The following is a 15,052-nucleotide window of genomic DNA, read 5'->3' as shown; positions in this document are numbered from 1 at the left end:
GATCCTGTGATTTTGTTCTAAACAACTGTTGTCTTGAGGGTCGGGGTCTTAGTTCTTGAAAAGGTATTCCGGCGTATTGAGCAGAGCCCACATCAGGTCTTCAATGACCTGCTGTCGATTCGCTCCTTCCTCTTCGAACAGGGAGCGTCCCAGTCGTTTTTCTTCAATGGTCGGATAACGAGAGTATGCTGTCAGATAAATTTCTTCGACTATTTGATCGGGCGTCATTTTGCTTTTCGCCCATTTTGCGCTATTACCATTTTTCGATTGAATGCGGGAATACATGTCGCGCGAATTCATCATGTGTAACACCTGCACGACCGTTGTCTCGGTGGTTCGTTCGCAAGGCGGATCCTGATTCGGATCGGGACGCCCAAAGGAATCGAGGAAGACCGAGCTCACGCGGTGGGTCCAGAGTTGTTTCGCAGTGGAACCTGCGGGCATCGCCGAAAATGTTTCCGGGACGCCGATCAATTCACTCACGCTGTCCACGAGGACCTCGGCACGCAGACGTTGACGATAATGGCGTGAGTAATTTCGCGTATCACCCACATTGGTTTCGTTAGGCAGGGCGCTTAAGCTGTAAACGTGCGACGTCACAATCGTCTTGATAAATTGTTTCATATCGAATTTCTGATCGCGGAACAGTTTTCCCAGCGCTTTGATCAGCGGTGCATTCGTGGGGGGATTACTTTCCCGAAAATCATCAATCGGTTCGACGATGCCGCGTCCCATCAGATCGGCCCAGATGCGGTTCGCGTTGACTTCCGCGAAGAAATGATTCTGGGGTGAAATAATCCACTCGGCCAGAATATCTCGCGGATCCTGATTCGGTTTGATTTCGGGGACTTCACCAAACAGCGGTCGTGGCTCCAGCACTTCGTTAGTCAACGGGTGTCTGACGCTGCCGGAGTTCGCCGTGAACACCATTTCCTCTGATCCCGAAATCGGTGCCGAGATCCCACGACCTTTACGACCAATTTTCGCGAAGTAAGCAGCAAAGCTGTAGAAATCATCCTGGCCCCAGACTTCGGAGGGATGATGATGGCACTGGGCACAGCTCAAGCGAATTCCCAGGAACAGCTGGCTGACAATTGTGGTGAGTTCTTCAGGTTTTCGGCGATCGCGGAACATGGTAACCGCACCGTTGTGCCACGTTCCCCCCTTGGCAGTCAGCAATTCATATGTGAACTGATTGAGGGGCTTGTTCTGGTGAAATGATTGTCGAATCCAGGCATCATAATTCAATACGGTCTTGATACCCACATGATACGGATTGGGTCGCAAGAGATCGGCCCACTTGTTGGCCCAGTGGTCACCGTACTCCGGTTGTTCGAGCAGATAGTCCACCAGGCGTTCGCGTTTGCTGGGCGAAGGATCCTGCAGAAACGCACGGGCTTCTTCTGCGGTCGGCGTGCGACCTATAACGTCAATGGAAACGCGACGCAGGTAGGTGGCGTCATCAATGGGTTCGGAAGGTTTCAGGCCGTACTTTTTGAGTTTGTCCCAGACCAGTCCATCAATGAAGTTCTTACGCGGTAGTTTGGTGTAATACTGGTCGGGTACAGAATTATCAGAGGGAACGGTCACACTTAATGATGCAAAATTCCCCATGTAGCGGGCCATGATAGAGGCTTCGCCCATTAAAGAGCCGGCAGTCACCAGTCCCTGCTCATCGACGGAAACATAAACGCTTTCACTCGACATGAATTCAGCCAAGTCGGTGACATCGCGGGTGGAACCATCGCTGTAATGCGCGGTCACCACCATTTGCTGTTTCGTTTTGGGCTGCATGATTCGCTCGGTCGGATATGCCGAGATTTTTACCAGCTTCGGTGTCTCAGCAACGGCGCGAGTCGCCCCTTCGGCGATCCACTGTTCCATGAGACGATAGTAGGAACTGTTTTCCGGTAGTTTCTTACCTCCGCCATGCGGGACTTTGCCGGCCCCTTTGAGCAGCACCAGACTTTGATCTGGTGCGAGTGGGAATGCGCGTCGCCCGCGCGATTCTTTTGTCAGCGCGGCGTAATCGAATTCGGGATCGAAGGCAAACATCGATAGTTGGAAGCCACCCTGACCACGTTGCTTCCCATGACAGGAACCGCCGTTACAGTGGAAGCGGGAAAACATCGGATGCACATCGCGTTCGAAATCGATCAGAGTCTGTTTGTCAAAGTCTTTGACTTCAACGAGGACTTTGATGTTTTGCGCGCCATCGGAAACAGTCACGGTCGCCGATCCATTGGAAAGTGGATGAACCACACCCGATTCATCGACTTGAAGGATCGTGGGTTGATCTGACTGAAATTTCACATCTCGCGTGAGATCAATGGTTTGTTTCTTTTGAGTCCCGGAAACCAGCAGTTGTTGCCGAGAACGTTTCCCGGTTAATACCACTTTTTCCGGGTATACGGTGATGGATGATTTGGAAGGTACCTCGGCTGCTTGCGCAGAAAGGGCACTAAGCAGAATCAAACATCCAAGATACTGATAGACTAGAGATTTCATCTCGATGTTCTATCCCAAAATCAATAGGAAGGATACGTGTGAGGCTTGGTGGTAGCAGTGCTTCGAGGAAAATGGGGAAGGCGGTAAAGGCAGACACTCAAATATATAAGCAAACCAACTGGTCACACTGACTTCATAAGTCTTCACTTCATTAAGTCTTCTCGGTGACTGCTTATATATATTGTCCCTTATATTCCCTATTCGTCAACTTTGATTTAACAACTTTATTTATGAAACACGTCTTAGGATACCTTTCCTGAGTGGCAAAAACTACCCCTTATCCCAGAAAAGAACCAGTTTGTTCACTATGTTGTGCGCTTCATGACGGTTGTCAGGGCGTATTCTGTAGTCTTTCCAGCTCTGATTTGACATACCCGACCCTGTCACTGATGGCATAATTCGCATTCCAGGCCTGCGGAAAGAGAATCGCCTGGCCGCCATGTTCGCGGAATCGGTCGACGTTTTTATGCTGATCATCAATCAACACGACATCCGGTTTTGCCAGCAGATACTTTTGCGTTCCAATCATGAAGTCCATAAACAGAGGCTCATCAAAGTGCTGCCTGAGCCATTCGACTTTCGCCGAAGCACAGGCGGCACTGCGGCTGGGAGAAGTGCTGATGGTAAACGGTGCTGTCTGTTTAATCAGCGTGAGCAGGTCATTCAGCCAGGGATACGGGGGAAATTCTTTCCAGAAGCGACCGCCGATGGAGTCGACGGGTTTCCAGAACTCATCTTTGGTCAAACCCAGAACGCCGGCGTAGTTTGCTTCTCCCTCGGGCCAGTTCTCGACCAGATGCGCCTGACCATGTAACTCCAGAATCGCGCCCATAAAATCAGAGATGACGCCATCCATGTCCAGTAAGATATGTCGCACAGCCATGCTGTTTTTTCGCTCCAGGAAGACACTTTGCAGATAAAACGGTATGATTACCTGTTGAGCATATAATAAAATGAAATCATCGGCCAGAGTGGCAACACCCGAATTTGACGTTGGACGAATACACTATGACAAACTGGATTCCACTGGGAGACATTTCCGAAATCGACCCCGGTGCACGAAAATCATATTCGATCAAAGGCATCGACATTGCCGTGTTTCACGTCGTTGACGCGGAACAGCCAGGCGGTTTTTATGCGATTCAGGATTCCTGCCCGCATCAGGGGGCTTCGCTGATTGAAGGTGAGGGCTGTGGAACGGAAGTCGCCTGTCCGTTACACGACTGGACTTTCGATGTCGCAACGGGGGAATGCCACGACTTTCCGAAATTTCCATTAACCCGCTTTGAACTCAAACAGGAATCCGGAGTGCTGCTGATCAACGCTTCCGCGTTTGAATCAGAAGTGACACCACAAAACCTGTTTCTGGTCCGTTATGGCGTGATGGGCTGGGTCGATCATTTCGCCGGTGAAACAGATGCCGCTTATGCGCATCGTGAGTGTGTGGTTTTAGAAACCAGTCGCGGCGAAGAGGTTGGCGAAATTCTTTCGTCAGTCGATCTGCTGGATCAAACGGGAACAGCCGCCGGCACCATTCTGCGAGAATTCACGCAGAATGATCAGGAAACACTTTCCCGCCAGGAAGATGTGACCGCCCGCGTGTTTCAAGATTGCCAGACCCTGATTCAAGAGCGGGGGATGCCTACAGAAATCATTGATTGCGAACAATTATTTGATCAGCAAACGGTCGTGCTGTATTATCTGGGAAGCAGGATGCCCGCCTTAGAAATTCTTGCGCAGGAACTGAATGCCAACTATGCCTGGCGTATTGTATTCCACCCCGTCGACGAAGCACCCGCGCCATCGGGCTGTTCCAGCGGCGGATGTGGCTGCGATCAAAAATGAGAACCGGTTCCTGACTTAACCTCACCTGACAATCCAACCACCCACACCTACGGAATTCATCATGAGCAATTCGATCAACCGTCGATCATTTCTGGGTACTTCATTGGCCGCCACTGGTTTAGGAGCTGCTGCGGCTTCCTCACTCCCTGCTGCAGAGAAGCAAGCAGGCACCAAGCCTGGCGCCTCTTCAAAACCAAAGCCAATCCAGAATGACAAAATTCTACACGCCCGCAAAGTCGCCTTGGATATTCTGAAGCCAACGCCGAAGCAACTGGAACATGGTTTGCAGCTCCACGCAGATTCACTCGTGTTCGATTCTTACGGCTTTGCACCACGGGCTGCGATCGACGGAGACCGGATGGCAGCTGCAATTCAAGCGAAAGCTTCCACCGCAGAATTGCAGGACCTCCGGGAAGATATGTCGATGACCCGTTGTGCCACCGATCCGACGGAACAACGTGAATTCAAAGAAGCCTTCGATGCCGCAGGTGTGACCTGCATTTTCCAGAACGCCGGCGAAGAAGGGCAGGACCCGCTGCGACTGATCAAACGGCTGGCGCGGTTCACTTTTACCACGGACATGCTGGCCGATTTTGTACCCAAAGCAGTGACTCCCGATGACATCGTGCAAGCGAAAAAAGAGGGACGCCACTGTTTATACCTGACTGGTAACGGCGTTCCTCTCACTCAACAGTGGGAAACCACGACCGATGAAATGAAATACATGCGGATCTTCTTCCAGCTGGGAATTCGGATGATGCATATGACGTACAACCGCCGCAACATGCTGGGCGATGGTTGTGCCGAACCGGCGAACGCCGGCTTAAGTGACTTTGGCCGGACCGTCGTTGGGGAAATGAATCGACTGGGAATTATCCCGGACGTCGCGCATTCCGGCTGGCAAACCAGTCTGGAAACGGCGCAGGTTTCTGAAAAACCGGTTGTCGCCAGTCACACTACCTGTGCCAGCCTGCATCACCATATTCGCAGCAAGCCGGATAATGTGATCAAAGCCATTGCAGACACCAACGGCTTGATTGGCATCTGCTGTATTCCCCGTTACCTGGGTGGCAGTGGCGATATCAGCCGACTACTGGATCATGTCGACTATGTCGTGAAAAAATTTGGCATTGATTATATCGCCATTGGAACCGACGTATCCTATACCTCGCGCAACAGCGCACTTGAGAACAGAAAAGCAACCGGAGCACCGCGTGGCCGCACGCCTTGGCGGAGCTTGTGGCCACCAGACAACTTCCAGGAAACGCCTGATATGCGAACCAGTGTTTCCTGGACGAACTGGCCTTTGTTTACCGTGGGTCTGGTTCAACGCGGGTACTCGGATGCCGACATTCAGAAAATTATCGGCGGCAATATACTGCGAGTCTGTCAGGAATCGATCTCCTGAATCGAACGGCAATTCGTTTCCCTCTTCGAAAGCTTGAAATTATGAGAGTGTTAATGACCGGTGCCGCCGGTTATGTCGGCCGTTACTTTGCGCAGCACTGGCAAACTGAAGATGAATTGATTCTGGGAGACATTTATCCCAATCCTGACGACCCACGTTTTATCACACTGGATATCACCAACCCGGCACAAGTCCGCGCTGCTATGCAGGGTGTGGACGCGGTAATTCATCTGGCGAAACAGGCTGACGAAGGTCCAATGGAAGGGGATGAATTAAATGGGAAACGATTCGACGTGAATGTGAAGGGGACGTTCCATTTACTTGAAGCGGCCCGAGACGCCGGCGTGAAACGGTTCATCTTTACCAGCACGGTGATGACGGTTCTGGGATATGAAGCACCACAGTGGGTTGACTCTGATGCCCCGCCACGACCGGTCGGCTCGTATGCCCTCGGTAAGCAACTGTGCGAAGTCATGTGTGCGCATTACGCACGCGAGTTCGGGATGTCGATTGTCTGTCTGCGGATTCCCAAGCCGATTGATCTCGAACATCCACTCTGGAAAACTCAACCCCTCAGGCCACAATGGGTTCCTTTTCCCGATCTGATGCAGGCGTATCAGAAAGCGCTGACGGCTGAAATCGAGGGCTGTGAAGTCATCACCATCGTCGGAGAAAGTTCCAAGCGTCGCTGGGACCTCAGCAAAGCAGAGAAGTTACTGGGATATCAACCAAGAGTTTTGCCTGAAGAACTGGGATTCGAAATGGGCAGCGAGGATCAACCCATCCCCGCTGAATCGAACTATGCCTGAGAATCCGTTCGCTTACTGCTCTACCCGGCAATAAGGGAGCGCTTTTTCAAGTTTGGCGATTCCCTCTTCGGTAATTTCTGTCCCGTCGATATAAAGTGTGCCCAGATTTTTCATCTTTTTGAGCGAAGGAATACATTTATCGGTCACGTTTGTATTCCGCAGGTTCATATCTACGATGTTCTCAAGCACCTTGAGTTCCGAAATACCGGCGTTGCCAACTTCAGTATCGTTCAACTCGAGCCATTCCATGTCTTTCATTTTGGCCAGGTATTTCATACCGTCGTCGGTCACATTCGTATTGCGTAACCAGAGTCGCTGTAAACGGGTAAGCCCTTTGATTTGCTTTAGACCGTCGTCGGAAATATGAGTGTCTCGCAGCAGAAGGACCCGCAGTTTTTTCAACCCTTTAATATCCGCCAGCCCCTCATCTGATATCTGTGTTTCAGACAGGCCCAATGTTTCTAAGCTTTTCAATCCTGAAAGATGCGCCAGCCCGTCATCGGTGATTTCCATGCCAGTCAGATAAAGCTCCTTCAGGCTATCCAGGCCTTTGAGGTGTTTTAAACCGGCGTCGGTTACCTTGGTGCGAGACAGATTGAGAATTTCCAGGTTGGTTAACTTTTTGAATTCCCCCAGCCCTTCATCGGACACCGGAATGCCATGCAGAGAGACTTCGCGCAAGCTCTTCAACGGCTTGATGTGAACCATTCCCTCGTCGGTGACTTTCGAACCAGACAGGTCCAGCTTCCGGAGTTTTGACAAACGTCCGAGGTAGACCAACCCGGCATCAACCAGCTTCGAACCCGAAAATGAAACTTGAGAGATGTTGCCATTGTAGTCCATTTTCAAATTCGCACTGATCTCTTTCAGTGACTTGATATCCGTTTCCAGCGTTGATTCCTGGGGAACTTCTTCCTCTGAACCTGTGGCAGCTTTACTCATGTTTGATAGCCCATTTGGAATGAAAAGTCTGACTCTGAAAAAGGGCAATAGCTATAAATGCAGCCTGACCTTCATTGCCCTCCCGAAGGGGACCACGAACACTATCCGCAAGTATACACCGCCCTGATTTTATATCTACCGGCAATTATAACATACACATTAATCGCGAAATTCGCATGTGAACGAACGCTTTTTTACCCGGGAAAACCGAACTGTCAGGCATCAGGGCCTATTTTTGACCCGGATCGGGCCAATTCAGGTTGCGCAGAATGAAGGCAAAGGTATCTTTCCCATTGATTGTATGCGGTCCATCGAAATATTCGATTTCCGTCCGATCGCCGATTCCCATCTGCACATAAAACCGCCTGACTTTAGCGTATTCGGCTGCCACCCATTCATCGGGGGCGACACCATCGTTGTGCCCGCGTTCGACCATGAAGGCCCGTGGCGCCATCAGATAAGACAGCTCGGCATAATTGGCGACATGTCCCATGTTCCACTCAAAGATTTCGTATTCACCATGAAACACATAACTATAGCGGTGGGCACTGTCGGCGTTCTTGCGAACCCATTCGTTAAAGTCACCCGAACAAATCGAGAAGACATACTGCTTCACAAACGGGGGCACACGCACGGCTGTCTTACCGCCATAGGAAAGCCCGTAAAACCCAATCCGTTTCCCGTCAACGAACGGAAGCGAATCGAGCCAGGCCAACGTGCTTTCATGCTGGGGGATAATGTAACTGAAAAGGGAGCGCTGCATGGGATTCGATTTTCGCTGTAACGTACGAAACCGATCAAAGCCTCGATACGGATTTTGTGGTGCATAGACAATGAGTCCCTTTTTCACCAACTGCTCGCTGAAGGCTTTGTAGGCGCGAAACATGCGCCCTTCATGGGTGATCGTGTCCTTCGGCGTACCTTCCAGCCCATGCTGACAGACCACGACAGGACGCTGTTCTCCGGGTTTCAGATCATTGGGAATCAGTAGAATCCCGCCGGCAACGATCTCGGGCATCACATCCAGCATGACTTCATAGCCCTGATAGTCTGCGTGCTGAATTACCTTACGTGTTTTGACATTCAGAGGAACCGGTTTAGCAGGCTCAGGAAGCCGGCCGATCAGTTCGTCATATACTTTCGCACGCAGTTGATCGGAAACTTTTTCCCACGCTTCAACCGATTTATATTTACTCGGCTGCCATTCCTCATCCCGATAGCGGGATGATCGGTTCAAGACTTCCTGTGTGAATTCATTCATTTCATTAAACTGCTGTTCCTGTCGCGCTGTGGGGTCAACGACCACTCCACTGGCAACGGGCGTTAACTCAACAGGCGGAAGTCGTTTTTTATTCATTTTGACTCTTAAGCCAAATAGAAACTGCTGGCGGGCCTGATCCGATCCTGCGGGTTCGGTGCCATCACCTTTTATTACCAGTGACAAATTCTGTTTGAGCCCCAGTTTCTCGAATACCGGTGCCGCCCGGGCATATTCTGCGCGGACCGATTCAGGCGATGCGATGTTTATTACCCCGGGTGCCGCAGAAGCTCTGATTCCCGGCTTAGCTTTTGGGGGGCCATCCACAACAGGCACCGAACAGGCTTCAATCACACACGTGCGCGGCGCAATCATACCCGCGATCTCTGCATCGCCAAACTCGGTGAGCTGGCTCCAGACGTTTCGATAAATGGGTTCCTGCCAGACGTTTTCACGTTGTTGAAAATAGCCGGCCACCCATGTGGCTTTGATGCGATAATCGGCGGCACCACTGAAGAATGCCAGCAAAGCACCTTCACCCACGCCGACCACACCGATTGGTAAAATACGATGCTCTTGTTTATCCAGACGCTCAAACTGATCAACCGCCGCCATTACTTTTTGTACTTCGTATCCAATCACGTGCCGCCCCATTTCAAACGCCATACGATAGATGTACTCGCGGTGCGGCTGGTTGGTATAAAACACTTTCGGATGACCGGAGAAATCAGATTCGCGACTCATCAATGTGGGAATAACAACCTGAACTCCCGAAGCAGCCAGCTTGAGCGGAATCTGTGCCGACTTGGGAACGCCCGGCGTCAAGCCGATGAACATTTCCGGCGTCCAGTCAGCATCGGGCAATGCCACCACGCGTGCTTTGATGTCCCCGGTCGGTTGTAACAAGAGCCCCGCCGCGGTCATGCCGTCCAGCACCTGCCAACGCACGACATGCACTTTGAACTGCGGACACTCGGCAATCACTGATGTATTTTCCGTCGTCGTCAACAGTTCAAAACCGGGACCGGCAACGCGCGGGTCAACGGCGCCAATGATGGTTTTGAACCGCCGCCGATTGTCTTTAATACTTTCAATAAATGCAGCATGACTGCTGAAATCATAGTTCCATTTCGCGGGACGCAATTCCGGAGACTGCGCCAGAGCATTTAAGGCGTAACGGTCAATGCCCGCCACCATATGTTCGTCAAGCGGGACCGTCAGTTCGAGCGCCGTCGTCCCCGGCAGTTGTTCCGGAAACTCCAAAGCTTGCGCCAAAACTAAGGAAGGGAAACTAACGAATAAAGCGACGACAAACAGGGGGGACAGGTATCGCATCATATGTTCCTGGTTGGTGGGGTCAAAAATGCGGATCAGTGAGAACGATGAAATCAGACACGACCGACGACGGCTGCTATTCGACTTTTTTACCGAACAGGAGAATCTCATCAAAATTACCGGTGTCATCGAACGAGCCAATACCGACGCGTCCCGACAGAAACGTTTTATCAGTCGCCGTCATAATCGGTTCTTTCATGTTATCAAAATAAATTTTGATGGAGCCGGTTTCTGTATCACGGACAACGCGGGCATGATGCCATTCGTCATCCCAGTCTGTACCCGGAGTGGTTTTGGTCGAAATCTTGGTGCGTGGTTTATCATTCACGATGAAGATCTGGTTGGCATGATCGTCGGTCTTTTTACCGAGATGCACATAGTAAAAATGGGCGTTATCCTGATAACCAAAGAACAGACATAAATCCCGATGCCCGTAATCGGGAATTGTCGATTGTAATTTGACATCAAAAACGAAATCGCTAACGGAAATGTTTTTCAATAACGCACGATTATAAGGCGAGCGAACCGGCGGTTCATATTTGCTGCGTTTCTTCGTCAGGCTGAATGCTTTGTTGTCGCCCTGCTTGATAATTTTCCAGGCAGTATCGTCCGTAAGCTCCCAATGTTTGGAATTCCCTGCCTGGAAATTCTCATGAAACAACAAAGGCAGACCCTGCATGCTTTGGGGGATCTGACCTTTTTTGAATGTTTTTAGCGGTGCGGGGTCTTTGGCCTGAAGATCGTTGATTCCAGCAAAGGTAACCAGCATCAGCCCTGTGATCAGGCTGGCTGAGATGAATGAACGCAACATGGGATCGCTCCTGTTTTTAATGGAAACCTGCCGCCGCAGAATGGCTGCGCATCTCAAGACGCGCAGAAACTTCGGTTCGAGGTAGAAAACTCTGATCTTGTTTCAGAATCTATCAGACAGGATTTCGTCCCGATTTTCAAGCATCAGGCTTCTCAGGTGGCGGACCGGGACGTCTAGGAGGTCCTTGACCTGGTCTCCGGTCGCGATTCGGTCGCTCGCCGGGGCCACGATTACCGGGCCCGCGAAATCCTTTGTTGGGGCGGTCGTTTTTCTCGTTCAGATGTTCTTTCGTGCTACGCCCGCCGGGTCCCTCGAAGAAGAACCATCGTCTTTCAATCCCTCGCAATAATTGTCGGATAATTAAATTCTTAACCTCGTCTGACTGCTGGTCGATCTTTTTCTGGACTTCCGGCGGTAGATGATGGGTCAAATATCGAAACTTCAATATTTCCTGCATTTCCTCAGGCGGAAGCTTCATCAGATACTCTTTTGATTTTGAATCCATCGTCTTCTCAAAATAGTGATGCAACTTTTCATCCGGAGGATTGATTTGTGCCAGTTCCTGTCTCACTGAAGTGTATAACTGGTCCATCAGTCCTTTTGCTAAAAAAATCGGTATCTGCACGCGGCGCAAATCGCCACGACCACGAAGGGCATCGACTCTGGGGCCGCCCCGTTTATCACCAAGCTTGTTGATCGCATATTTATGGTCGTCCCATAACTCGTGAATTTGGTCGACTACTTCGGGACGCGGCCAATCAGCACCGTCTACATCATCCTGACGTTTTTTGACATCGAGTGCTGCCTGCAAAACGGCCAGAGACTGCGCCAGGTCAGACATCTGATTTTTCGGCTGAGGATACGTCATCGGATCTGGCAAACTTTTTTCAATGATCTCGATCACTTCTTTAAACAGTTCCGGTGGTGGTGCGGGAACCCACATGAATTTCATCTTAGGGTCTTTGAAGACATCGACTTCCAGAATTTGTGAGATCTCGCGATAATACCGGTTGCTACGACGGCGGCCCGGCCTTTGATGGGTTGAACGGAATTTGCGAATCAATTCGATGCGTTCTTCCGGAGTTGCATTCCTCAGGTCTTCCTGCTCCCAGGGAGAGAGTGTTTTGACCCAGTTGCAATAAGAACGCATCACCCGATTCAACTCAGGCTGCTTGTGTGTCGCTTGATGAATCTTCCGGTAGCGTTGCTTTTCAGCGTCTGACAGCTTCTGAAACTTTTCGTAATTGCGTTTTAATTGTGCGCGCTCGGCGGGCGTCATCGCTTCAATTTTCTTGCGATTGGCAGCCTCTTGATTTTCATCCGCACCACTGGCGCCCAGCAGCACCATCACACAGACAACGGTTCCCATTCCGACTCCCACCGCGCGCAACAGCAGCGGCCACAAAGCCGGTGCCTGGCTTGTGGATTTGCCTGCGCCTGGGGAACGCCGTTGAACGTTTTTACTGCTGCGCGGTTTCATTGAAGGTTCCTGATTGCTGCAATTCTTCCAGAAATTCCAGACTTTGGACTTCCGAATAGGTGTCCAGGTTTTCGATAAATGATAACTCTCTGAGCAATGGCTCTGACTCTTCCGGCACCCACTGGTTGGTGATGGCAAAGCCGATATAGATCGAACAGGCCAATCCCACCATCCAGCCACCGGCAATCGCTGCTCTCCGCAGTTGTTGCTGTGATTTTTTACTTAACGAAAAGCCCGATCGATTCGCTTCTTCCGCAGCCTGCGCTTCCAGTTGAACGGTTTTAATCGTAGAGAGCGTTTTATCGGTGAACTCACTGGAGGCTTTGGTGATCGGCAGCTTGTCCAATAACTCCCAGGTTCGCTCCAGGGAATCAACGTGCGCACGCGTTTTCTCATCAGTTGAGAGAGACTGCTCAACCTCGATCGCTTCCTGCTCTGTCACCTCGCCATCAAGGTAAGCAACCAGCTTTTCGATTTTTTCTTCTTTGATCTCTTTTTTCATTTTAGGATTCTACCACGAATTCCTGTTTTTGTTTTAACCGTTAATATGCTTTTCCAACTGCACGCGCAAGTTTTCTCGTGCCCGGGATAGCAATGATTTTACAGCCGCTTCCGACAGTTTCATTGCAGTCCCGATATCCGCATAACTCATGCCTTCAAACTTGTGTAACAGAACCGCCATCTGTTGACGCTCGTTTAATGTTTCCAATGCCTGCCGCACGACGGCCTGAGTCTCTTTCAAACCGGCCTGCCGGGTGGGCATCATTCCTGATTTCTCCATCAGTAACTGCTCTTCCGGCCTGATGCCCAACGGACCGGAATCCTGGGGATTGAGCGACACTTCGCGGCGGCGACCTTTATTGCGACGCGTATTGCTGGCCAGATTATTGGCAATCCGAAACAGCCAGGTGGAAAACTTCGCCTTCGGCTCATAGTTGCCGCGCGAACGATAAATCCGCAAAAAGACTTCCTGAGCCAAATCCTCCGCTGCTTCCTGATTCCTCAGCAAATGGCAAAATATTCCGACAATCCGGTCCTGGTAGTTTGCTACCAATTCAGTGAACGCACCTTCATCTCCTTCCTTGGCGCGCAGCATCAATTGCACGTCAGGATCGCGTAAATAAGGTGAACTCAATATTTCGGTAGTAACCACAACTGACTTCTGACTCCCATATTTCGGGGTAAGTGACCCGCCTGTACTAAACACGCAGCATAACAAAAAGTTTCTGTCCGAGTTTGTCAGAAACCCGCTTTTTGTCTGTTTTCATGCAGGTTCGTACCCGTTATCGTCGCTAAACTGACATGTTAACACAAGTTGTCTTTTCCAGAAATTTTGATTCCACAACCGCAATCACCGCCTGTAAATTCTTTTAGCAGGTAGTCCGCAGGTTTGTCTCTGTTATGATAGAAGTTGACAGCGAATCGCCTGGTTTGCTGTATTTCTACTTCCCACCGATATGAGGGCCCTCTGAGGAAGTTCTATGACGCTGAATACACTGCCTTTGAGTTATTGCACCAACGTGCATCCCGGTTTGTCTGTATCGGAAATCCTGCAAAAACTCGACGAGTATACAATCCCGATTCAACAACAACTGGACGCACCGCTGGCCGCCGGACTCTGGCTGGCTGAACCGGTGATCCGGGAAATTCTCTCCACACCGGAAGGGCACCTGCAGTTTGCTGAAGAAATCCAGAAACGCGAACTGACCTGTTACACATTGAATGCCTTTCCATTTGGAAATTTTCACAGCGAACGCGTGAAAGAAAATGTCTATCTGCCCGACTGGAGCAAACCCGAACGCCTGGAGTATACCAAAGGCTGCGCCCGCGTGCTGGCGGCCCTGTTACCGGAAGGAACCGAAGGCAGTATTTCCACAGTTCCGCTCGGCTTCAAACAATTCGAGCACGCCGCCGACTTCAGTAATGCCTGCATCGATCAACTGATTCAACTGGCGACGTTTCTGAAACAATTAAAAGAAGAAACCGGCCGCACGATTCGCCTGGCGATCGAGCCGGAGCCGTTCTGTGTGATTGAATTCACGCACGAATTGATCGTGTTCTTCGAACGGCTCTATGAACGCGCTGCGAAAAAACAATTGCTGGGAACGGTCAGAGAATACCTGGGAGCCTGTTACGATGTCTGCCATCAGGCCGTCGAGTTTGAAGACATTCCCGGCTCCATTCGCCAGATTACCCACGCGGAAATTCGCATCAATAAAATTCATATCTCCAATGCCATTGAACTGGATCAACCCTGGGAGAATGAAGCCGGCCGGACTTTGCTCGCTAATTACGCTGAGCCCCGCTATCTGCATCAGACCATCGGCAGTCTGGAAACGGGCGATCTCTATCGGATTGTCGATCTCACCCAAGAATTCCTGCTGGATCCCGATCCCCGTTTGAAAGAGACGGAAAAACTTCGGGTTCACTTCCATGTGCCAGTAGACGCCAAATCGCTGGGGCCATTGGGGACCACGCACAAAGAATTAAAACAAGCTTTGGCCACTGTCAAAGAACTCGACTACGCGCCGCATCTGGAAGTTGAAACCTACACCTGGGAAGTCCTGCCCGGCGATGAGAAGCCGACACTGGTCGAAGGATTGACGTGCGAACTGCAGGCGGCCCGCACACTCTTGAATACGCTTTAAGTATCTGA

At 50.7% G+C, this 15,052-nt stretch carries 12 protein-coding genes; 4 read left to right on the top strand and 8 right to left on the bottom strand.

What is annotated here, in order from left to right; genetic code table 11:
- Positions 1-48 precede the first annotated feature (48 nt).
- Positions 49-2,508 (bottom strand): DUF1549 domain-containing protein, encoded by a 2,460-nt coding sequence (locus tag Enr17x_RS28910; protein WP_145313778.1) that lies wholly within the window; start codon positions 2,506-2,508, stop codon positions 49-51.
- Between the two features lie 331 nt (positions 2,509-2,839).
- Complete coding sequence (locus tag Enr17x_RS28905) at positions 2,840-3,391, bottom strand: 5' nucleotidase, NT5C type (RefSeq protein ID WP_145313777.1); 552 nt, start codon at positions 3,389-3,391, stop codon at positions 2,840-2,842.
- A gap of 125 nt (positions 3,392-3,516) precedes the next feature.
- Between Enr17x_RS28905 and Enr17x_RS28900 the strand changes: the two genes are divergently transcribed.
- The 3 genes from Enr17x_RS28900 to Enr17x_RS28890 all read left to right on the top strand — a co-directional run bounded on the left by Enr17x_RS28900 (position 3,517) and on the right by Enr17x_RS28890 (position 6,570).
- The gene (locus tag Enr17x_RS28900) at positions 3,517-4,353 is read left to right on the top strand and encodes a Rieske 2Fe-2S domain-containing protein (protein WP_145313776.1); all 837 of its coding nucleotides are present in this window, start codon (positions 3,517-3,519) and stop codon (positions 4,351-4,353) included.
- Positions 4,354-4,414: 61 nt separating this feature from the next.
- Complete coding sequence (locus Enr17x_RS28895; RefSeq protein ID WP_198000861.1) at positions 4,415-5,761, top strand: dipeptidase; 1,347 nt, start codon at positions 4,415-4,417, stop codon at positions 5,759-5,761.
- Between the two features lie 41 nt (positions 5,762-5,802).
- Positions 5,803-6,570 (top strand): NAD-dependent epimerase/dehydratase family protein, encoded by a 768-nt coding sequence (locus tag Enr17x_RS28890; RefSeq protein WP_145313774.1) that lies wholly within the window; start codon positions 5,803-5,805, stop codon positions 6,568-6,570.
- A 12-nt stretch (positions 6,571-6,582) separates the two neighbouring features.
- Here the strand turns inward: Enr17x_RS28890 and Enr17x_RS28885 are convergent, their stop codons facing one another.
- The 6 genes from Enr17x_RS28885 to Enr17x_RS28860 all read right to left on the bottom strand — a co-directional run bounded on the left by Enr17x_RS28885 (position 6,583) and on the right by Enr17x_RS28860 (position 13,549).
- Positions 6,583-7,512, bottom strand: a complete 930-nt coding sequence (locus Enr17x_RS28885) for a leucine-rich repeat domain-containing protein (RefSeq protein ID WP_145313773.1) — start codon at positions 7,510-7,512, stop codon at positions 6,583-6,585.
- A gap of 229 nt (positions 7,513-7,741) precedes the next feature.
- Entirely contained in the window at positions 7,742-10,105 is a 2,364-nt protein-coding gene (locus Enr17x_RS28880; RefSeq protein WP_198000860.1) for an alpha/beta hydrolase family protein, read from the bottom strand.
- A 76-nt stretch (positions 10,106-10,181) separates the two neighbouring features.
- Positions 10,182-10,916: a hypothetical protein gene (locus Enr17x_RS28875; RefSeq protein WP_145313771.1), complete on the bottom strand. Its 735-nt coding sequence runs from the start codon at positions 10,914-10,916 to the stop codon at positions 10,182-10,184.
- 136 nt (positions 10,917-11,052) lie between these two features.
- Positions 11,053-12,396 carry a hypothetical protein gene (locus tag Enr17x_RS28870; RefSeq protein ID WP_145313770.1) on the bottom strand — a complete coding sequence of 448 codons (1,344 nt, stop codon included), beginning with the start codon at positions 12,394-12,396 and terminating at the stop codon, positions 11,053-11,055.
- The gene (locus Enr17x_RS28865; RefSeq protein ID WP_145313769.1) at positions 12,377-12,898 is read right to left on the bottom strand and encodes an anti-sigma factor family protein; all 522 of its coding nucleotides are present in this window, start codon (positions 12,896-12,898) and stop codon (positions 12,377-12,379) included. The genes Enr17x_RS28870 and Enr17x_RS28865 overlap by 20 nt, the downstream gene beginning before the upstream one ends.
- Before the next feature lie 33 nt (positions 12,899-12,931).
- Positions 12,932-13,549 (bottom strand): RNA polymerase sigma factor, encoded by a 618-nt coding sequence (locus Enr17x_RS28860; RefSeq protein ID WP_232100894.1) that lies wholly within the window; start codon positions 13,547-13,549, stop codon positions 12,932-12,934.
- 328 nt (positions 13,550-13,877) lie between these two features.
- Between Enr17x_RS28860 and eboE the strand changes: the two genes are divergently transcribed.
- Entirely contained in the window at positions 13,878-15,044 is a 1,167-nt protein-coding gene (gene eboE, locus Enr17x_RS28855; RefSeq protein WP_145313768.1) for a metabolite traffic protein EboE, read from the top strand.
- The last annotated feature ends 8 nt before the right edge of the window (positions 15,045-15,052 follow it).

Source organism: Gimesia fumaroli (assembly GCF_007754425.1).
GTDB lineage: Bacteria > Planctomycetota > Planctomycetia > Planctomycetales > Planctomycetaceae > Gimesia > Gimesia fumaroli.
This window is presented reverse-complemented; position numbering and strand designations above follow the sequence as displayed.

Bases quoted from the DNA above. Each gene is read 5' to 3' on its own strand.
- Enr17x_RS28870 (WP_145313770.1), bottom strand. From the start codon at position 12,396: ATGAAACCGCGCAGCAGTAAAAACGTTCAACGGCGTTCCCCAGGCGCA.
- eboE (WP_145313768.1), top strand. From the start codon at position 13,878: ATGACGCTGAATACACTGCCTTTGAGTTATTGCACCAACGTGCATCCC.
- Enr17x_RS28895 (WP_198000861.1), top strand. From the start codon at position 4,415: ATGAGCAATTCGATCAACCGTCGATCATTTCTGGGTACTTCATTGGCC.
- Enr17x_RS28900 (WP_145313776.1), top strand. From the start codon at position 3,517: ATGACAAACTGGATTCCACTGGGAGACATTTCCGAAATCGACCCCGGT.
- Enr17x_RS28885 (WP_145313773.1), bottom strand. From the start codon at position 7,512: ATGAGTAAAGCTGCCACAGGTTCAGAGGAAGAAGTTCCCCAGGAATCA.
- Enr17x_RS28865 (WP_145313769.1), bottom strand. From the start codon at position 12,898: ATGAAAAAAGAGATCAAAGAAGAAAAAATCGAAAAGCTGGTTGCTTAC.
- Enr17x_RS28905 (WP_145313777.1), bottom strand. From the start codon at position 3,391: ATGGCTGTGCGACATATCTTACTGGACATGGATGGCGTCATCTCTGAT.
- Enr17x_RS28880 (WP_198000860.1), bottom strand. From the start codon at position 10,105: ATGCGATACCTGTCCCCCCTGTTTGTCGTCGCTTTATTCGTTAGTTTC.
- Enr17x_RS28890 (WP_145313774.1), top strand. From the start codon at position 5,803: ATGAGAGTGTTAATGACCGGTGCCGCCGGTTATGTCGGCCGTTACTTT.
- Enr17x_RS28910 (WP_145313778.1), bottom strand. From the start codon at position 2,508: ATGAAATCTCTAGTCTATCAGTATCTTGGATGTTTGATTCTGCTTAGT.
- Enr17x_RS28875 (WP_145313771.1), bottom strand. From the start codon at position 10,916: ATGTTGCGTTCATTCATCTCAGCCAGCCTGATCACAGGGCTGATGCTG.